General features: G+C 70.2%; 18 protein-coding genes. 7 read left to right on the top strand and 11 right to left on the bottom strand.

Annotated features, from left to right (window positions below):
• Positions 1-11: 11 nt before the first annotated feature.
• Both OG407_RS23175 and OG407_RS23170 read right to left on the bottom strand, forming a co-directional pair.
• Complete coding sequence (locus OG407_RS23175) at positions 12-848, bottom strand: helix-turn-helix domain-containing protein (RefSeq protein WP_405860809.1); 837 nt, start codon at positions 846-848, stop codon at positions 12-14.
• Positions 845-1,606, bottom strand: a complete 762-nt coding sequence (locus OG407_RS23170) for a peptidoglycan-binding protein (RefSeq protein ID WP_405860807.1) — start codon at positions 1,604-1,606, stop codon at positions 845-847. The genes OG407_RS23175 and OG407_RS23170 overlap by 4 nt, the downstream gene beginning before the upstream one ends.
• Before the next feature lie 296 nt (positions 1,607-1,902).
• Here OG407_RS23170 and OG407_RS23165 point away from each other — a divergent pair, with 296 nt between their 5' ends.
• Positions 1,903-2,340 (top strand): peptidoglycan-binding protein, encoded by a 438-nt coding sequence (locus OG407_RS23165; RefSeq protein WP_327402159.1) that lies wholly within the window; start codon positions 1,903-1,905, stop codon positions 2,338-2,340.
• Between the two features lie 127 nt (positions 2,341-2,467).
• Here the strand turns inward: OG407_RS23165 and argS are convergent, their stop codons facing one another.
• On the bottom strand, positions 2,468-4,237 hold the full coding sequence (gene argS, locus OG407_RS23160) for an arginine--tRNA ligase (protein WP_405860805.1): 1,770 nt from the start codon (positions 4,235-4,237) through the stop codon (positions 2,468-2,470).
• Between the two features lie 326 nt (positions 4,238-4,563).
• On the opposite strand from argS, the gene lysS reads away from it, so the two are divergent.
• Entirely contained in the window at positions 4,564-6,312 is a 1,749-nt protein-coding gene (lysS, locus tag OG407_RS23155; RefSeq protein ID WP_405860803.1) for a lysine--tRNA ligase, read from the top strand.
• 70 nt (positions 6,313-6,382) lie between these two features.
• Here the strand turns inward: lysS and OG407_RS23150 are convergent, their stop codons facing one another.
• From OG407_RS23150 to OG407_RS23140, 3 genes are all read right to left on the bottom strand, one after another.
• Positions 6,383-7,705, bottom strand: a complete 1,323-nt coding sequence (locus OG407_RS23150) for a DUF2637 domain-containing protein (RefSeq protein ID WP_405868548.1) — start codon at positions 7,703-7,705, stop codon at positions 6,383-6,385.
• A 199-nt stretch (positions 7,706-7,904) separates the two neighbouring features.
• A complete protein-coding gene (locus tag OG407_RS23145; protein ID WP_405860801.1) occupies positions 7,905-8,870 on the bottom strand; it encodes a DUF3558 family protein in 966 nt (321 codons plus the stop codon).
• A gap of 118 nt (positions 8,871-8,988) precedes the next feature.
• Complete coding sequence (locus OG407_RS23140) at positions 8,989-9,819, bottom strand: DUF3558 domain-containing protein (protein WP_405860799.1); 831 nt, start codon at positions 9,817-9,819, stop codon at positions 8,989-8,991.
• A 270-nt stretch (positions 9,820-10,089) separates the two neighbouring features.
• On the opposite strand from OG407_RS23140, the gene OG407_RS23135 reads away from it, so the two are divergent.
• Positions 10,090-11,283, top strand: a complete 1,194-nt coding sequence (locus OG407_RS23135) for an RtcB family protein (RefSeq protein ID WP_405860797.1) — start codon at positions 10,090-10,092, stop codon at positions 11,281-11,283.
• Positions 11,284-11,466: 183 nt separating this feature from the next.
• On the opposite strand, the gene OG407_RS23130 is transcribed toward OG407_RS23135, so the two are convergent.
• The 3 genes from OG407_RS23130 to OG407_RS23120 all read right to left on the bottom strand — a co-directional run bounded on the left by OG407_RS23130 (position 11,467) and on the right by OG407_RS23120 (position 12,894).
• On the bottom strand, positions 11,467-11,670 hold the full coding sequence (locus OG407_RS23130; RefSeq protein WP_405860795.1) for a hypothetical protein: 204 nt from the start codon (positions 11,668-11,670) through the stop codon (positions 11,467-11,469).
• Positions 11,670-12,446 carry an SDR family NAD(P)-dependent oxidoreductase gene (locus tag OG407_RS23125; RefSeq protein ID WP_405860793.1) on the bottom strand — a complete coding sequence of 259 codons (777 nt, stop codon included), beginning with the start codon at positions 12,444-12,446 and terminating at the stop codon, positions 11,670-11,672. The genes OG407_RS23130 and OG407_RS23125 overlap by 1 nt, the downstream gene beginning before the upstream one ends.
• 112 nt (positions 12,447-12,558) lie before the next feature.
• Entirely contained in the window at positions 12,559-12,894 is a 336-nt protein-coding gene (locus OG407_RS23120; protein ID WP_026151077.1) for a YnfA family protein, read from the bottom strand.
• Between the two features lie 131 nt (positions 12,895-13,025).
• Here OG407_RS23120 and OG407_RS23115 point away from each other — a divergent pair, with 131 nt between their 5' ends.
• From OG407_RS23115 to OG407_RS23100, 4 genes are all read left to right on the top strand, one after another.
• Positions 13,026-13,511 carry a hypothetical protein gene (locus tag OG407_RS23115; RefSeq protein WP_405860791.1) on the top strand — a complete coding sequence of 162 codons (486 nt, stop codon included), beginning with the start codon at positions 13,026-13,028 and terminating at the stop codon, positions 13,509-13,511.
• A 110-nt stretch (positions 13,512-13,621) separates the two neighbouring features.
• Positions 13,622-14,095, top strand: a complete 474-nt coding sequence (locus OG407_RS23110) for a MarR family winged helix-turn-helix transcriptional regulator (RefSeq protein WP_403588583.1) — start codon at positions 13,622-13,624, stop codon at positions 14,093-14,095.
• Positions 14,096-14,308: 213 nt separating this feature from the next.
• Complete coding sequence (locus OG407_RS23105; RefSeq protein WP_405860789.1) at positions 14,309-14,836, top strand: DUF1062 domain-containing protein; 528 nt, start codon at positions 14,309-14,311, stop codon at positions 14,834-14,836.
• A 182-nt stretch (positions 14,837-15,018) separates the two neighbouring features.
• Positions 15,019-15,573 carry a hypothetical protein gene (locus tag OG407_RS23100; protein WP_405860787.1) on the top strand — a complete coding sequence of 185 codons (555 nt, stop codon included), beginning with the start codon at positions 15,019-15,021 and terminating at the stop codon, positions 15,571-15,573.
• On the opposite strand, the gene OG407_RS23095 is transcribed toward OG407_RS23100, so the two are convergent.
• Both OG407_RS23095 and OG407_RS23090 read right to left on the bottom strand, forming a co-directional pair.
• On the bottom strand, positions 15,542-16,234 hold the full coding sequence (locus OG407_RS23095; RefSeq protein ID WP_403588589.1) for a response regulator: 693 nt from the start codon (positions 16,232-16,234) through the stop codon (positions 15,542-15,544). The genes OG407_RS23100 and OG407_RS23095 overlap by 32 nt on opposite strands.
• Positions 16,231-17,388 (bottom strand): sensor histidine kinase, encoded by a 1,158-nt coding sequence (locus tag OG407_RS23090; protein WP_405860785.1) that lies wholly within the window; start codon positions 17,386-17,388, stop codon positions 16,231-16,233. Before OG407_RS23090 ends, OG407_RS23095 begins: the two co-directional genes overlap by 4 nt.
• Positions 17,389-17,475: the final 87 nt, after the last annotated feature.

The following is a 17,475-nucleotide window of genomic DNA, read 5'->3' as shown; positions in this document are numbered from 1 at the left end:
ACACTACACAGCTACCTCACAGCCCCGTCAAAGCATTCCCGCTTGCCGCCCGTCGCGGGCTGGAAGCACGCCCGCACCACAGTCCCCGGCCCCGTCACCGCCATCAGCGTGTACACATACGACTCCGCGTCCACGGCGTTCCCCACCTCCGCCCCGTGCACCGCCCCCGCCCGCCCCGGCACGCTCATCTCGATCCGGTCGCCGATCCGGCCGCCCCACGTCCGCGCCCAGGTCGTCCCGCACACCTTGCTGTGCCGCAGCTCCATCCACGCCCCGGTGGCCGTCCGGTGCCGGGCGACGGTGTCCGGCTGGGCGGCGCAGCGCATGGCGATCGGGCTGCGGCCCTCGCAGGCCGTGCCGTGGCAGCCCGGGCCGACGGGGGTGGCCGTGGTGGCGGCGGTGGGGGAGAGGGGTTCGGAGGCGCGGGAGTCGGGGAGCAGGAGCAGGGCGAGGACTACGGCGGTCACGGCCACCGCGCAGATGGAGGCGAGGACCGCGAGGGCTACGACGCCCCGTTGTTCCGGAGCTGGGGGCGGGGGCGGGGGTGGAGAGACGGGCGGCGGCGGGGGTGTCACCGCAGAGGATGGTGCCGTCGGTGTCGCCGCCTCAGCTGTCGCCGCTCGGCCGCTTCCCGCCGCCTCCGCGAGCTCCCACAGCGCCACACACCGACCGACCGGTTCGCCCGCGAGCCGGCACAGCTCCTCCACCGCCTCCCTCGGGGGCAGGGTCTTGCCGTTGAGGTAGCGCTCCCAGGACGACTTGCTGTACGGCGTCTTCGTGGCCAGGCCCGCCAGGCTCAGGCCGGTCGCCGTCCTCAACTCCCGCATCGCGGCGGCCAGTTGGTTCATCCCCTGAGGGCCTTCCAGGTGTGCGGGCCGACCATGCCGTCCACGACGAGGCGGGACCGCTTCTGGAACTCCTTGACCGCGTGCTCCGTCAGCGGGCCGAAGATCCCGTCGATACCGCCCGGTGAGATACCCGCCCGGCGCAACAGGCACTGCGCCTCGGCGACATCCGGTCCGGTGTTGCCCACGGCCAGATTCTCCTGCTGGGTACGGCTGTTGCCCGCGTACCACTGGCCGCCGGTCCGCTGGATACGGCAGGGGTACGGCGACGCGGCCGTCGGCGCGGCGAGTGGCGTCGCCGATCGGGTCGTGGTCGTAGGGCTGCCGGTGTTGTCGGCGTTCATGATGCGGACCGTCACCAGGACCGCCGACGAGACCGCCAGGACGAGGGTCACCGAGCCGGCCACGAGGGCGATGCGCAGGGCGCGGCGCTCGGGGGGCCGGGGGGTCTCCGGTGACGGCAACTGGCCTGCCACCGGGGGCTGTTCGGGCGTGGCCGTCCACCCCTCCGCCGCCACCTCCCGGAGTGCCAGCAGGCGGGTCGGGTCCTCGCCGCAGACCCGGGCCAGGGCCTCCAGCGCCTCCGCGGGCGGCAGGGAGCGGGCGCCCAGATACCGTTCCCAGGACTTCGCGCTGTACCCCGTCCGCGCCGCCAACTGCCGGATGCTCAGGCCGCTGTGGTCCTTCAGGCGGCGCAGGCGTACCACCAACTGCCGTACGCGCGGATCCAGTTCCGCGGGCAGCACTTTCCAACGCGACATGTGTACCCCCCACTTCGCGTTCAGGGCCCGGGTCAGCGGGTCCCTGTCGCGTCGCATTCTGCATCACTGACACCGCTTCGCACGGCTATTCGGTTCCCGCGCATGAACGGAATCAGCCATGGTCCGCGAGGGGGCGGCAGTCGTCCCGTTCTGCCGTCCCCGCTGTCGATGTCCCCGCAGGTCAGAGGTGGTGGCGTCCCGTCGGGACGTCAGTTCGGCGCCGACGGTGGCCGGGCGGCCCGGGCGGGCCGCAGTCTCGTTCCAGCACGACGACCGACTACCTGAAAGAGGAACGCATGCGACCGAATGTCGTGGCCAGGACCCTCGTCAGCCTCACCGCCGTCGCCGGCATCGCGGTGGGGGGCGTCGCGTTCGCCGCTCCCAGCTTCGCCGCGCCGGCCGCCTCCGTACAGGCCTCCGACGTCTCGATCCAGGCGACGCAGAACTTCGGCCTCTCCACCGCCGAGGCCAAGAAGGTGCAGAACTGGCTGCACACGTACTGGGGTTACACCGACACCATCGACGGGCAGCTCGGCACGAACAGCTGGAAGGCGTTCCAGCGCAACCTCCAGACCTACTGGGGTTACACCGGCGCCATCGACGGCGACCCCGGCGTCAACACCATCAAGGCGCTCCAGCGGCTGCTGCAGAACTGGGGCTACACCGGCGCGATCGACGGCGACGCGGGCTCCGGCACCCGGGCCGCGTTCAAGAACTTCGCCAACGGCATCTGAGCCAACAGAATCCGGGTCGACGGCAGCTGAGCCAACGGCAGCTGGGAACACCGGTTTTGACGACCGCGGCCCGTCCTCTCCGGGGGAGAGGACGGGCCGCGGCGCGTGCGCATGAGAGCGAGTGGGGCTAGAGGCGCTCGGGCGTCCTGATCCCCAGCAACGCCATCCCCCGCTGCAACGTCCGTGCCGTCAAGTCCACCAGGAACAGGCGGTTTTCGACGACCTCCGGGGCGTTGTCCGGGGAGAGGACGTGGCACTGGTCGTAGAACGTCGTGAGGGTGGAGGCCAGTTGGTAGAGGTACGCCGTGAGCTTGTGGGGGGCGTACTCCTTGGCCGCCTCCGCGATCACCTCGCTGAACTGGTCCAGGTGGAGGCCCAACGCACGTTCCGCCGGTGCCAGTTCGAGTTCCGGGTGGGCCTGGGGGTGGGACTCGCCGGCCTTGCGGAGGATGGACTGGATGCGGGCGTAGGCGTACTGGAGGTACACCGCCGTGTCGCCGTTCAGGGAGACCATCTGGTCCAGGTCGAACTTGTAGTCCCGGACGGCGGACGTGGACAGGTCGGCGTACTTCACCGCGCCGATGCCTACGTAGCGGCCGTTGTCGATGATCTCCTGCTCGGTCAGGCCGACCTTCTCGGCCTTGTCGCGGACGACCGCCGTGGCGCGCTGGACCGCCTCGTCGAGGAGGTCCTCCAGCTTCACCGACACGCCCTCACGCGTCTTGAACGGCTTGCCGTCCTTGCCGAGGATCGTGCCGAAGGCCAACTGGTACGCCGTGACGTCGTCGTTGAGCCAGCCGGCCCGGCGGGCGGTCTCGAAGACCATCTTGAAGTGGAGGGACTGGCGGACGTCGACGACGTAGAGGAGCGATGTCGCCTTCAGGTTGAAGACCCTGTCCCTGATCGCCGAGAGGTCCGTCGCCGCGTAGCCGTAGCCGCCGTCGGACTTGCGGACGATCAGGGGGACGCGGTTGCCGTCCGGGCCCTTGATGTCGTCGAAGAACACGCACAGCGCGCCGTCCGAGATCTCCGCGACGCCGGACTCCTCCAGGAGGCGGCACGTCTCGTCCAGCATGTCGTTGTAACCCGACTCGCCGACGATGTCCGCGTCCCGGATCTCCATGTCCAGCTTCTCGAAGACGGAGAAGAAGTAGATCTTCGACTCGTCCACGAACTTCTGCCACGCGGCGAGGGTTTGCGGGTCGCCCGCCTGAAGGTCCACGACCCTGCGGCGCGCCCGGGTCTTGAACTCCTCGTCGGAGTCGAAGAGTTTGCGCGCGGCCTTGTAGAGGCGGTCGAGGTTCGACATCGCCTCCTCGCCGGTGACGGCCGCGTCGGCGTGGTCCAACTCGCCCGGGTGCTCGTCCAGATACTGGATCAGCATGCCGAACTGGGTTCCCCAGTCGCCGATGTGGTGCCGGCGGACCACCGACTCGCCGGTGAATTCGAGGAGTTGGACGACCGCGTCGCCGATCACCGCGGAGCGGAGGTGGCCTACGTGCATCTCCTTCGCCACGTTCGGCTGGGCGTAGTCGATGACCGTCGTGCCGGGGTGGGGGGCGAGGGGGACGCCGAGGCGGGCCGTGTCGTCGGCGTAGCGGGCGGCCAGGGTTTCGGTGATCGCGCGGTCGGTGATCGTCACGTTCAGGAAGCCGGGGCCGGAGACCTCGATGTCCTTGATCACGTCGCCGGTGGTCACGTTCGCCACGACCTGGGTTGCCAGCTCCCGGGGGTTGGCCTTGGCCTTCTTCGCGAGGGCGAGGATGCCGTTCGCCTGGAAGTCGGCGCGGTCGCTACGTCGCAGCAGGGGGTCCGCGTCGGCCTCCGGCAGGGTTGCCGTGAGGGCGTTCGCGAGGCGCTGGTGGACTAGGTCGGTGAGCGACGTGACCGAGGTCATGGGGTGGGAGCCGTTCTCCTCGTGGGATGCGTATACACCGCCAGTATCCCACGGGGGGTAAAGCGAGTTTTTCGGGTGCGGGCCCGGTGGGGGCTGGTCGCGCCCCGCGGCGGAGCCGCATATCGATACAGCCCCGCGCCCCTTGACGGCGGCTGCGCCGCCATTCCAGCCCCGTCGCCCGTCCCCAAAGGGCACCCCCTCCCCGTCCCCCACAGTCACGGGCTTGGAAAAGGCGTTTTCGTGGAAGTGAGGTCGCCTGGGACAATAGGGCGGTCAGCCGTGCGACCGTACCGGCTGCCCGTGCAGAACTGGCAGAAAAAGAGGACGTGCCGATCGTGGCTCAGAGCACCGAGACCACCGACTGGGTCTCCCGTTTCGCGGATGAGGTCATCGAGGAGTCGGAGCGTCGGGCCCCCGGCAAACCTGTCGTCGTCGCGTCCGGGCTGTCCCCCTCCGGGCCCATCCACCTCGGGAACCTCCGCGAGGTCATGACCCCGCACCTCGTCGCCGACGAGATCCGCCGCCGGGGCCACGAGGTCCGGCACCTCATCTCCTGGGACGACTACGACCGCTACCGCAAGGTGCCCAACGGGGTGGAGGGGACCGACGCCGGCTGGGCCGAGCACATCGGGAAGCCGCTGACCTCCGTACCGGCCCCGGTCGGCTCGCCGTATCCGAACTGGGCCGAGCACTTCAAGGCCGCGATGGTCGCCTCCCTCGCCGAACTGGGCGTGGAGTTCGACGGGATCAGCCAGACCGCGCAGTACACCTCCGGCGTGTACCGCGAGCAGATCCTGCACGCCATGAAGCACCGCGGTGACATCGACGCGATCCTCGACCAGTACCGCACCAAGAAGGCTCCCGCGAAGAAGCAGCAGCAGTCGCAGAAGCCTGTCGACGCCGCCGAGTTGGAGGCCGAGGCGGGTTCCGGCGCGGCCGAGGAGGACGACGGCAGCTCCGGTTCCGCCGGGTACTTCCCGTACAAGCCCTTCTGCGGCAGCTGCGGCAAGGACCTCACCACCGTCACGGCGTACGACGACGACACCACCGAGCTGACGTACGTCTGCACCGAGGACGGGTTCACCGAGACCGTCCACCTCAGCGAGTTCAACCGCGGCAAGCTGGTCTGGAAGGTCGACTGGCCGATGCGCTGGGCCTACGAGGGCGTGATCTTCGAGCCGAGTGGTGTCGACCACTCGTCCCCGGGATCCTCGTTCCAGGTCGGTGGGCAGATCGTCGGGATCTTCGGCGGCGAGCGGCCCATCGGGCCCATGTACGCCTTCGTCGGCATCAGCGGCATGGCCAAGATGTCCAGCAGCAAGGGCGGGGTCCCCACCCCGGCCGACGCGCTCCAGATCATGGAACCGCAGCTCCTGCGCTGGCTCTACGCCCGCCGCCGCCCCAACCAGTCCTTCAAGATCGCCTTCGACCAGGAGATCCAGCGGCTCTACGACGAGTGGGACAAGCTGGACGGGAAGGTCGCGGAGGGGTCAGCGCTTCCCGCCGACCTCGCCGCGCACGCCCGTGCCGTCCGCACCGCCGCCGGTGAACTCCCGCGCACGCCCCGGCCGATGCCGTACCGGACCCTCGCGTCCGTCGCCGACATCACCGCGGGCGACGAGGAGCAGTCGCTGCGCATCCTCAGCGAACTGGACCCCGCCCACCCCCTGTCCACCCTCGACGAGGTCCGCCCCCGGCTCGACAAGGCCGAGGCCTGGATCAACACGCACGTCCCCGCCGACCAGCGGACCATCGTGCGCGACGAACCCGACACCGAACTCCTCAAGTCCCTCGACGAGCCCGCCCAGCAGTCCCTACGGCTGCTCCGCGACGGCCTCGCCGAGCACTGGTCCCTGGACGGCCTGAGCCACCTCGTCTACGGCGTTCCCAAGGTCCAGGCCGGCTTCTCCGCCGACGCGACCGCCAAGGAGCTCCCGCCGGAGATCAAGACCGCCCAGCGCACGTTCTTCGCCCTCCTGTACCACCTGCTGGTCGGTCGTGACACCGGGCCGCGTCTGCCCACGCTGCTCCTCGCGGTCGGACAGGAGCGGGTGCGGAGGCTGCTGGGGGAGTAGCGGCACCGCAATGACGAAGGGCCCTCGGAAGAGGGCCCTTCGTCATTTTCCTGTCCCGGATCTTCCCGTCTCAGGCGATGTGCTCTTCCTCAAGCTGTGTCGTGTGACGGTTGGTGAAGCGGGTGACCATCCGCTCGGCCTCGCGCTGCGGGAGCGTGATGCCGTAGGTGGCCTCCACGTCGCCCCGGAACTGGCCCGAGGTCGGGTAACTGCCGTCTATCGACTTCTTGAAGACCTGGTAGTACTCGTCCTCGGTCAGCTCCGTGCCACCGCCGGCACCCATCTCACGGGTACGGCCGGGGCCCGACGGGATCGGGAAGGTACCGGTGTCCTCCATGGAGGGCTCAGGGGCCGGGGCGGGCTCCTCCTCCTGCTGGAACGCCTGCTGCTGCGGGAACGGCTGCTGTTGCCGCTCGAACCGCTGCTGTTCCTCCTCGTACTGCTGGAACTGCGCGGCCTGTTGCTGCTCCGCGTACCACTGCCGGTACGCCGAGTCCGGGTCGTACGTCGGGTCGTAGCCGCCCTGGTACGCCACCGTCTGCGGGTCCCGCGCCTGCAGCCACGGGCTCTGCGCCTGCGCGTAGTCCTCCGGCTGCTCGGGGGGCTCGTACGCCTCGGCCGCGGGCAGCTGCTCGCGGGCCGGTGCCGGGGTGTTCTGGACGGCCGGTGCCGACGGCTGCTCCTGCTCGCGGGCCGGCTCCAACTGCGGGGTGGGGGGCAGCAGTACGGGTTCGATGCCCGCCGCCGCCAGGCCCGAGGGGGCCGTCTCCGCGAGGGGGACGCCGTAGCGGGCCAGGCGCAGCGGCATCATCGACTCCACCGGGGCCTTGCGGCGCCAGGCGCGGCCGAAGCGGGAGTGGAGGCGGGCCTGGTAGACGAGGCGGTCCTGCTCCAGCTTGATGACCTGCTCGTAGGAACGGAGTTCCCAGAGCTTCATCCGGCGCCAGAGCAGGAACGTCGGGATGGGGGAGAGCAGCCAGCGGGTGAGCCGGACGCCCTCCATGTGCTTGTCGGCCGTGATGTCGGCGATACGGCCGATCGCGTGCCGGGCCGCCTCCACCGAGACCACGAACAGGATCGGGATCACCGCGTGCATGCCGACACCGAGCGGGTCGGGCCAGGCCGCGGCGCCGTTGAAGGCGATCGTCGCGACCGTCAGCAGCCATGCCGTCTGGCGCAGCAGCGGGAAGGGGATCCTGATCCAGGTCAGGAGCAGGTCGAGGGCGAGCAGGACACAGATGCCCGCGTCGATGCCGACCGGGAAGACGTACGCGAAGTTCCCGAAGCCCTTCTTCAGGGCGAGCTCGCGCACGGCGGCGTACGAACCGGCGAAGCCGATACCGGCGATGACGACCGCACCGGAGACGACCACACCGATGAGCACCCGGTGCATACGTGTGAGCTGAATGGGTGCGGACACCCGGACTCCCCTCCCCTTACATGTTGTTGCGCGCAACAGGGTGGCACATGTGTGCGGCGTCCTGGGTGCCGGTCCGTCAGGAGCCCGGTCCGTGAAGGGGCCGGGCTCCGTCAAAGGCCTGTGCTGACCTGCGAGTTGAGGCCCGTGAACGGACCGGATGTGAAATCTGCCGTCAGCTCTTGTCGGCGGCGGAAGAGGCGGAGGAGGAGGCAGTGGCGGCCGGGGCCTTCGCGTCCGACTTCGCCGCCGACCTGGAGGCGGAGGCGGACGGGGAAGCGGTCTTGGAGGGCGACTTGGAGGGGGACTTCGACGGCGTGCCGCCCGCGCCGCCCGAACCCGAGCCGGAGCCCGAACCCGCGCCCGTACCCGTGCCGTTGGCCGACGTGACCGCCGCCACGGCCTCCTTCACGGCCTTCTCCGCAGCCTTCGTCAGCGTGTCCGCGCTCGGCGCCTTGTCGCCCGCGAGGCCCGCGCCGTTGTAGTCGATCGTGACGACCACGTTCTCCACGCGCGCCACCACCGTCTGCTGCTTGAAGGCGCCTTCCTTCTTCTTCAGGTCGTAGCGCACCGCCGTCGCCTCGTCGCCCGCGCCCGCGACCGGCTCCGACTTGGCGCTCTTCGCGCCGGTGACGGACTGCGCTTCCCGCACCTGCTTCGCGTAGTACGCGGCGGCCAGCTTGTCGCCCTCGCCCTGCGTCTGCGAGGAGTCGAACCGCAGCAACGACACGTTCAGCCAGCGGAACTGCGACCCCTTGACCCCGTTGTTGTCCAGGCTCGTCCAGGAGCAACTGCCGCGCGACGCCGTGTCGCTGGACGTGCCCTCCTTGCCCGACTTGGCGCCCTTCGGCACCAGATCGGTCAACGTCTTCTTCGACAGCACCGCACACGGCTCGGGCAGCTTCTTGTACGCCGCCGCCTGCACCGTCGGAGCGGCGGTCGCGTCGGCGGACGTCGTCGCACCGGGGCCGGTCGTGTCCTTGCCCGCGCCGTCGTCGGAGCCGGAGTCCGAGGAGCAGCCGGCCGCGATCAGCATCACCGGGACGGCGGCCGCGCAGACAAGGAGGCGGCTCAGACGCTTCGCCCGCTGCTGGTCACTGTGGTCTCGCTGTGCTGGTTGATGCATGGTTCCTTCACTCATGACGCTCGTGGTTCCTGCCGTCGGATCGGGTCCGAGGGGCCACGGTACGCGGTGAGTCACCTGTGCGGTCTCCGTTCACGGGCTTTGCGCGACCCCGCGAACGGTCCTCCCGAACGCCCTAACCGTTGAGCGAATCGGCCAGCTGCGCGGCCAGTTTCCGCGCCCTGTCCTGCATCTTCTGGCTGTCCGGCACGACGCCGACCGTCGCCGGCTGCTCCTCGTACTCGATGGTCACAATGACGTTCGACGTGCGAAACACCACAGTCACCGTGCGCTGCTGAGCCGTTGAACCGGAACCGCTCAACGCGTCGTCCAGGAACGCCTCGTCGCCGAGACCGGAGAGGGCGCGGGGTTCGAGACCGGTGGGGGAGGCGGTGGGGGAGGGTGAGCCTGAGCCGGAGGTGGACGAGGGGGAAGAGGGGGTGACGGAGGGCGTCGCGGAATCCGCTGCCGTGGAGTCCGGAGAGGCCGATTCCGACGCCGTGGCGCTCGCCGTCGGCTCCGGGAGATCCGCCGCCGTCTCCTTCGTCGCGAAGATCGTCTGCGCCTGGCTGTCGTCGCTCACGGCGTTGTCGTAGGACACCACCCGCTCGAAGTCGACGAGGAGATGGTCGGTCGCGTCCGTGGACTCGACCTTCCAACGGCAGCCCACCTTGCGGTCCGTGTCGTACGTCAGCGTCGCGTCGCCCGCGTACGCCGCCTCGCGCTGCTCCGGGTCGGTGATCTGCCGGATGCCGGGGAGCAGGGAGTCGAGGGTGCCGTGGCCGACCGCGCCGCAGGGCTCCGGGAGCGTGCGGTACTTGCCCGGCTGGGCCACCGCCGTCGCCGTGCCGGCCTCGCCCGGGTTCGCGTCGTCCGTCGTACCGCTGTCGGCCGAGCCGCTCGTGCAGCCGGCCAGCAGCGCCACGAGGAGCGCGGCGGTGCCGGGTACGTACGCCTTCCGCTGCACGGTCGGGCTCCTCTCGACGGTGTGTCGGGTAGGTGTCGGGTGTCGGGTGCCGGCGGTGTTCCGTGCCCCTCGACCCCTTGAACGATCCAGGGTCTGCCAGTGTCCCCGCTGGTTAATCGCTTGCCGCACCGGGGGACCCCCTGGAGACAATGTCTATCGCACGCACAGCCGTGTACGCCGGTCCGCTGTCCCTTTCGTTGACCTTGGCGCCAGTTTTGCGATGTATGACTTTTGACTTTTTTTGATTGTTTCCGGGGGAATGAGGACGCTATGTCGTACGTGGAAATGCCGGGCGCGAAGGTACCGATCCGCATGTGGACCGACCCGGCGTCGGTCGAGGAGGGCGCGCTCCAGCAGCTGCGCAACGTCGCGACCCTGCCCTGGATCAAGGGCCTGGCGGTCATGCCGGACGTGCACTACGGCAAGGGCGCGACGGTCGGTTCGGTCATCGCGATGCGGGGTGCGGTGTGCCCGGCGGCGGTGGGGGTCGACATCGGCTGCGGAATGTCCGCGGTGAAGACCTCACTCACGGCGAACGATCTTCCCGGCGATCTCTCGCGGCTGCGGTCGAAGATCGAGCAGGCGATTCCGGTGGGGCGGGGGATGCATGACAGCCCCGTCGAGCCGGGGCGGTTGCACGGGTTCGCCACCGGCGGGTGGGACGACTTCTGGGGGCGGTTCGAGGGGGTCGCGGACGCGGTGAAGTTCCGGGAGGACCGGGCCACGAAGCAAATGGGCACACTTGGCGGAGGAAATCACTTCTGCGAAGTGTGCGTGGATGCGGACGGTTCGGTGTGGCTCATGCTCCACTCCGGGTCGCGGAACATCGGCAAGGAACTGGCCGAGCACCACATCGGCACGGCCCAGAAACTCCCGCACAACCAGGGCCTGGTCGACCGCGACCTCGCCGTCTTCATCGCGGACACCCCGCAGATGGCGGCGTACCGCAACGACCTGTTCTGGGCGCAGGAGTACGCGAAGTACAACCGCACGATCATGATGGCGCTCCTGAAGGACGTGATCCGCAAGGAGTTCAAGAAGGCGAAGCCGGCCTTCGAGCAGGAGATCTCGTGCCATCACAACTACGTGAGCGAGGAGCGGTACGAGGGCGTCGACCTGCTGGTCACCCGTAAGGGAGCGATCCGCGCCGGCTCCGGCGAGTACGGGATCATCCCGGGCTCGATGGGCACCGGTTCGTACATCGTGAAGGGCCTCGGCAACGAGAAGTCCTTCAACTCCGCGTCGCACGGCGCCGGTCGGCGCATGAGCCGTACCGCGGCCAAGCGTCGCTTCTCGACGAAGGACCTGGAGGAGCAGACACGGGGTGTGGAGTGCCGCAAGGACTCCGGCGTCGTGGACGAGATCCCGGGCGCGTACAAGCCGATCGAGCAGGTCATCGATCAGCAGCGGGACCTTGTGGAAGTCGTGGCGAAGCTGAAGCAGGTCGTCTGCGTGAAGGGCTGAGCCCCGCAGCTCCGCAGCTCCTCTGAGATCGCTGTGAGGGTGGGATGAGTCGGCGGGCTGTCGTGGCCGCCGGGGCGGTTGCCGCTCTCGTGGTGACCGGCCTCGGCACCGCTGCCTCCGCGCAGGCCGCCACGAAGGCCACTGGCGGGCTGAAGGTCGGGGTCGGCAGGGCCGCGTTCGCGCCTACTTGTTCGGGGCGTGCATCACCGCGTAGATCATCACGAACGCGATGAGGTGGATGCCGAAGAGGAAGTAGCCGAGGAAGTACCAGACCTTGCGTTCGTTCCTGGTCTCCTCGGCCAACCGGCGCCGGTCCAGGGCCTGTTGGGAGTTGTCCGGGCCGGCCGGAGTGTCCAGGCCGGCCGGGTCGCCCTCCTCGTCCGGCATCACAGCTCCCGGTGGACCTTGGTGTTCGAGGCCTGGGCGCGGGGGCGCACGACGAGAAGGTCGATGTTGACGTGGCTGGGGCGGGTGACCGCCCAGGTGATCGTGTCGGCCACGTCGTCCGCCGTGAGGGGCTCGGCGACGCCCGCGTAGACCTTCGCCGCCTTCTCCGCGTCGCCGCCGAAGCGGGTCAGCGCGAACCCGTCCGTCTTGACCATGCCGGGCGCGACCTCGATCACCCGCACCGGGGTGCCGACGATCTCCAGGCGCAGCGTCTCGGCGAGGACGTGCGCGCCGTGCTTGGCGGCGACATAGCCCGCGCCGCCCTCGTACGTGCCGTGTCCGGCCGTGGAGGAGACGACCACGACCGTGCCGTCGCCGCTCGCGGTGAGGGCCGGGAGCAGGGCCTGGGTGATGTTCAGGGTGCCGAGGACGTTCGTCTCGTACATCGTGCGCCAGTCCGCGGGGTCGCCGGTCGCGACCGGGTCGGCGCCGAGCGCGCCGCCCGCGTTGTTGATCAGGACGCCGATGGTCTTGAAGGCGGTCGCGAACTCGTCGACGGCCTCGCGGTCGGTGACGTCCAGGGCGTACGCCGTGGCCTGGCCGCCGTTCCCGTTGATCTCCTCCGCGAGCGCCTCGACACGGTCCTTGCGGCGGGCGGTGAGGACGACGCGGTAGCCGGCCGAGGCGAGCTGCCGGGCCGTGGCGGCGCCGATTCCACCGCTCGCCCCGGTGACGACCGCGATGCGGGAGGCGGCGGAAGGTGCGGCGGTGGCCATGGGCTGCTCCTCGGTACGGATCAACAAGACACGTCAACAAGACACGTCAATGAGACGGATCAACGAGTTCGTATGTACGACTCCGTCCAGGATAGGGGGGCGCGGTTCCGGGTCAGTTCCCCCTGGGCGCCCACATGATCACGGCCATCCCGGCCAGGCAGATCAGGGCGCCGGTGATGTCCCAGCGGTCGGGCCGGTAGCCGTCCGCGACCGCGCCCCAGGCCAGCGAACCGGCGACGAAGATCCCGCCGTACGCCGCGAGGATGCGGCCGAAGTGGGCGTCGGGCTGGAAGGTGGCGACGAAGCCGTAGACGCCGAGGGCCATGATCCCGCCGCCGATCCAGAGCCAGCCGCGGTGTTCGCGCACCCCCTGCCAGACCAGCCAGGCGCCGCCGATCTCGAAGACGGCGGCGACGACGAAGAGGGCCGCGGAGCGGAGCACGAGCATGCCCGCCATCACATCACGCGGGCTGTCACCTGATGGACGGCGCCTGTCGCGCGCTCCGCGTGGGATACATCCGTACGACCACCACGGCGGGGTGCAGCCGTGGAGGCGTGGCGTACTGAGGAGCGGATGGCATGCGGGTACTAGGGGTACTACGGACTCTTGCTGCAGGGGCTGCCGCGCTGGCGGTGACGGGCGCGGCCCCGGGGCTCCCCGCTCACCCGGACATCCCGGGTCCGGAGGCGGATCTCGCCTATCACGGCTCCGCCACCATGACCGGTGGCCGGGTCGACGTGCGGTTCACCCCGCGCAACCACGGTCCGTCCGCGGTGCCCGACGCGACCGTACGGCTGCGCTGGTCGAAGCCGCTCGCGGACGCGCAGACGCTGCCGCAGGGGTGTGCGCGGTCGGGGGAGCGGGTGGTGGTGTGCCGGACGGGGGCGCTGGCCGCGGACGCGGTGGGCGAGCGGATCGAGGTGCGGGTACGGCTGCGGGACGCGTCCTCCGAGGTGCTGCTGGAGCTGGACACGGTGTGGGGCGGGGGCGCGGTGGACGGGAACCGGGCCAACGACCAGCAGCGGGTGCTCGTCCTGGACACCGGTGACAGCTACTACTTCTGAGCCACACCCGTAGTACCGAGGAGCCACGCCCGCGGGCGCGTCGTACGATCTCGATCTCCGCACGGCACGTACGGCACGTGCGGAACGGCACAGGCGACGAGGGGTACGACATGTCCGGGAACGCGCGGGCGCGGCTGCTGGACGAGTTGTCCTCCGTATCGCGCCGGTACATGGCGTCGTACGCCCTGTTCAACCAGGCCGTCGCCGACCGGCTGGGGCTGCACCCCACCGATCTGCAGTGTCTGAACCTGCTCACGCTGGAGGCCGGGCCCGTGACCACGGGCCGGGTCGCCGAACTGACCGGACTGACGACCGGGTCGGCGACGCGGCTCGTGGACCGGCTGGAGCGGGCGGGGTACGTCGTCCGGGAGCGGGACGCGGAGGACCGGCGGCGGGTGCTGGTGGCGACCGTGCCGGAGAAGATCACCGAGTTCGGGCGCATGTGGAACCGGCTCGGCGGCGGCTGGTTCACCCTCTTCGACGAGCTGGGTGACGCCGAACTCGCCGTGATCGTCGGCCACATGAGGCGGACGGTGGAGTTCAGCGGGCAGCAGATCGGGCGGCTGCGGGCGGGGGACGTGTAGCGCCCGAGGCGCCGAAAATCCGTTGAGCGGCGCTGTCGTGCGCCGTTATCGTCCTGCCGAATCCAGTCGTCTGGGCGAGGACGTGCCGTTGTACACCGTGTGAGACCCCCCGAGTGCTGATCTGTCGCGCGTCGCGCCTGTGCGCCGCGCCCCTTTCCGCTGCGGACTTCTCACTGGAACCGGTGTACTTCTGTGCTCGCCACCTGGTTTGTCATGCCCACCTGCCTTCCGCTCGTCCTCCGCCGTTGCCACGCGTGCGCGTCCGAACGCTTCCGGGCGAACGGCAAGTTCCGCGTCAACGCCCATCACAAGCTCATCGACGCGTGGCTCCTCGCGCTCTGCACCGGCTGCGGGGACACCACGAAACTCACGGTCCTGGAGCGGGCGAACGTGCGCTCCGTACGACCCGGCCTGCTGGACCGGCTGCACGCCAACGACCCTGTCCTGGCAGCCGAGTTGCTCCAGGATCCGGTGCTGCGGCGGCGTAATCGCATCGCCCTCGACTGGGACGGCGCCTGGCGTCTCGACACCGGCGGAACGGACTTCCTGGACCGCGAGGTGATCGAGGTGTCGGTGCGCTTCGCGGCGCGGATACCGGTCCGGCCGGTGCGGCTGATCGCCGAGGGCTGCGGTCTCTCGCGGGCCGAGGTCGGGAGGCTGATCGAGGAGGGGAGTCTCGTGTCGGCGGTCCGGCTGGGCGCCAGGCTCACCGGCGACTTCACCTTCACGCTCAAGCGCTGAGTGCTGAGCGCTTCTCGTGAGCGGGAGCCTGCCCCTGAGGGACCCCTAGGGGCAGGCTCCACCTCGCGTCTCCACCCGGAAATCCACCCGTGGGTCCGGGAGCTTTTTCGGCTTCGGCGGGAGAGTCGGACTCAGGAAAACGCGAGGCGGGGACACCGCCGGGGACCGAGGAGTGGGACGTCATGACGGACATGGAGCAGGCGCTGACGATCAGCGGAGGCATCTTCGCGGTGATGATGCTGACGCAGTACGGGCGCCGGAAGTACGACCTGCACAAGGTGCTGATGCCGATCGGCACGGTGTCGGCGGTCGGGTACTTCTACCTGCGGGGGATGCCCACCCAGCACGTCGACGTGGTCGTCTATCTGGTGGGCGCGGCGATCGGGCTGGCCTGTGGTGTCGTCGCCACGTTCACGACCGGCGTGGAGCGCGACCCGGCCTCGGGCCATGTGCACACCCGGTGCGGCGCGGGGTTCGTGGCGATCTGGACGCTGGTGGTCGCGGCGCGCGTCGCGTTCATCTACTTCGCCGAGCACAACACCTGGTTCCGCGACCAGCTCGGCACGTTCATGACCGAGCACCAGATAGTCCAGGACGCCATCGCCCCGTTCTTCGTCATCATGGCGCTGGCCATGGTCCTCACCCGGGTGTTCCTGCTGCTGGCCCGCGTGCGGCTGCTGCCGGCCGGGGTCCAGGGGGCGGCGCTCACCCAGGGGTCTTCACCAGTCCGTGGATGAACGCGTACTTCACGGCATGCGCCCGGTCCCGCAGATGCGCCTTGGAGAAGAGGTTGTTGATATGCGTCTTCACCGTGGCCTCGCTCACCACCAGCCGCTCGGCGATGCCCCGGTTGGTGAGGCCCTCGCCGATCAGCGTGAGCACCTCGACCTCCCGAGGAGTGAGGTCCGGGGCGAGTCCGGTGCCCGGCCGTTCGACGGGGGCGCCGCCCCGCGCGGCGGCCGCGACGAGGCGGTCCCGTACGGCGGGGTCGAGCACGGACTGCCCGGCCGCCGCGGCCCGCACCGCGCGGGTGATGTCCTGCCGGCCGGACTCCTTGGTGAGGTAGCCGCGGGCACCGGCACCGAGCGCGGCGAGGATGTACTCCTCGTCGGCGAAGGTGGTCAGCACGACGACGGCGACCTGCGGGAAGCGCTCGGCGAGCAGCCGGGTGGCCTCGACCCCGTCCATCCGCGGCATGTTGAGATCCATCAGGATCACGTCCGGGGAGTGCTCCTCGGCGGCCCGCACGGCTTCCCCGCCGTCCCTCGCCGTCGCCACGACCTCCACGCCGGGCTGCAGATCCAGTACGGTCGCCAGCGCCTCGCGGACGGCGGTCTGGTCGTCGGCGACGACCACCCGCACCATGGGCTGCTGCTCGCCCCGCTGCTCGTCGCTCATCCCGGGATCACCACGCGCACTCGCCAACCTCCTGCGTCGTCGCCGTCCACGATCGGCCCGGCCGTGACCGTGCCGCCCACCAGGTCGAGGCGCTCGCGCATCCCGACCAGCCCCATCCCGCTCCCCGCACCGGCCAACGGCCGCGAACCCTCCGGCGGCGCGGAGTTCACCACCTCGAAGACCGTCTCGTCCGGGAGGTGCTCCAGGCGCATGCGGACCGGGGCGCCGGGCGCGTACTTGTGCGCGTTGGTCAGCGCCTCCTGGGCGCAGCGCACGATCACCTGGGTGAGGCGGACGGGCAGTTCACGCGGGGGCCCGTCGACGGCCAGCGTACCGGCGTCGGACACGGAGCCGAGCATGGACCGCAAGGTCTCCACCAGCGGCAGCGCGTCCTCGCGCAGGTCCCCGACGGTGCGCTGCACCTCGGTCAGCCCCGACCGCACCAGGCTCTGCGCCCGCTGGGCCGCCTGCCGGGCCCGTTCGATGTCACCGGACTCCAACAGGGCGTCGGTGACCTCCAGTTGCATGTTCACCCCGGCCAGCGAGTGGGCCAGTACGTCGTGCACGTCCCGGGCGATCCGGGCCCGCTCGGCGAGCGCCTCGGCCCGCGCCTCCGCCCGCGAGGCCAGCTCCGCCTGCTCGGCGGCGGCCCGCGCGGAGCGCAACGCGGCGGTGTGGGCACGGTTGGAGAGCCCGACCAGCACGCTGACACCGGTGAAGGCGCCCACAAGCCACGAGGTGCCGTGGCTGCCCCACGGCAGGAGCAGCACCCCCGCGCACAGGGCGCTGGTGCATGCGGCGAAGGGCAGCGAGCGGCGGCTGTCGAGGCGGTATCCGGCGTGCCCGGTGGCGAAGTACGCGAACAGGGCCGAGGCCCCCGAGCGGTCCAGTCCCATCAGCGCGGCGGCACCGGCCGACCAGACACACAGCACCGCGAACTGCGGCCCCGGCGCGAGCCGCCCCTCCGGGATCAGCCGCGTGCACGTCATCAGCGAGACCAGGACCAGCAGACACAGCACGGCGAGCCCGGTCCCGGAGAACCCGATCGGCCGCACCACGATCGCGCCGACGGCGATGGCGGCGACGGTGCCGAAGACCTGGATGGGGTTGTTGTCCGCCGTGAACCACCGAATAACGCCCTGAGTTCGGTTCACCGGGGGCTCTCTTCCCGCTGTGGCTGTGGCTGTGGCTGTGGCTGTGGCTGTGGCTGTTGCTGTGGGTGTCGCTGTTCCGGGGACGGT

Source organism: Streptomyces sp. NBC_01515 (assembly GCF_045040345.1).
Lineage (GTDB): Bacteria > Actinomycetota > Actinomycetes > Streptomycetales > Streptomycetaceae > Streptomyces.
The sequence above is the reverse complement of the archived record's forward strand: the minus strand, read 5'-3'. Positions and strand labels throughout refer to the sequence as shown.

Bases quoted from the DNA above. Each gene is read 5' to 3' on its own strand.
- OG407_RS23175 (WP_405860809.1), bottom strand. From the start codon at position 848: ATGAACCAACTGGCCGCCGCGATGCGGGAGTTGAGGACGGCGACCGGC.
- OG407_RS23170 (WP_405860807.1), bottom strand. From the start codon at position 1,606: ATGTCGCGTTGGAAAGTGCTGCCCGCGGAACTGGATCCGCGCGTACGG.
- OG407_RS23165 (WP_327402159.1), top strand. From the start codon at position 1,903: ATGCGACCGAATGTCGTGGCCAGGACCCTCGTCAGCCTCACCGCCGTC.
- argS (WP_405860805.1), bottom strand. From the start codon at position 4,237: ATGACCTCGGTCACGTCGCTCACCGACCTAGTCCACCAGCGCCTCGCG.
- OG407_RS23150 (WP_405868548.1), bottom strand. From the start codon at position 7,705: ATGCACCGGGTGCTCATCGGTGTGGTCGTCTCCGGTGCGGTCGTCATC.
- OG407_RS23145 (WP_405860801.1), bottom strand. From the start codon at position 8,870: ATGAGTGAAGGAACCATGCATCAACCAGCACAGCGAGACCACAGTGAC.
- OG407_RS23135 (WP_405860797.1), top strand. From the start codon at position 10,090: ATGTCGTACGTGGAAATGCCGGGCGCGAAGGTACCGATCCGCATGTGG.
- OG407_RS23130 (WP_405860795.1), bottom strand. From the start codon at position 11,670: ATGCCGGACGAGGAGGGCGACCCGGCCGGCCTGGACACTCCGGCCGGC.
- OG407_RS23125 (WP_405860793.1), bottom strand. From the start codon at position 12,446: ATGGCCACCGCCGCACCTTCCGCCGCCTCCCGCATCGCGGTCGTCACC.
- OG407_RS23120 (WP_026151077.1), bottom strand. From the start codon at position 12,894: ATGCTCGTGCTCCGCTCCGCGGCCCTCTTCGTCGTCGCCGCCGTCTTC.
- OG407_RS23115 (WP_405860791.1), top strand. From the start codon at position 13,026: ATGCGGGTACTAGGGGTACTACGGACTCTTGCTGCAGGGGCTGCCGCG.
- OG407_RS23110 (WP_403588583.1), top strand. From the start codon at position 13,622: ATGTCCGGGAACGCGCGGGCGCGGCTGCTGGACGAGTTGTCCTCCGTA.
- OG407_RS23105 (WP_405860789.1), top strand. From the start codon at position 14,309: ATGCCCACCTGCCTTCCGCTCGTCCTCCGCCGTTGCCACGCGTGCGCG.
- OG407_RS23100 (WP_405860787.1), top strand. From the start codon at position 15,019: ATGACGGACATGGAGCAGGCGCTGACGATCAGCGGAGGCATCTTCGCG.
- OG407_RS23095 (WP_403588589.1), bottom strand. From the start codon at position 16,234: ATGAGCGACGAGCAGCGGGGCGAGCAGCAGCCCATGGTGCGGGTGGTC.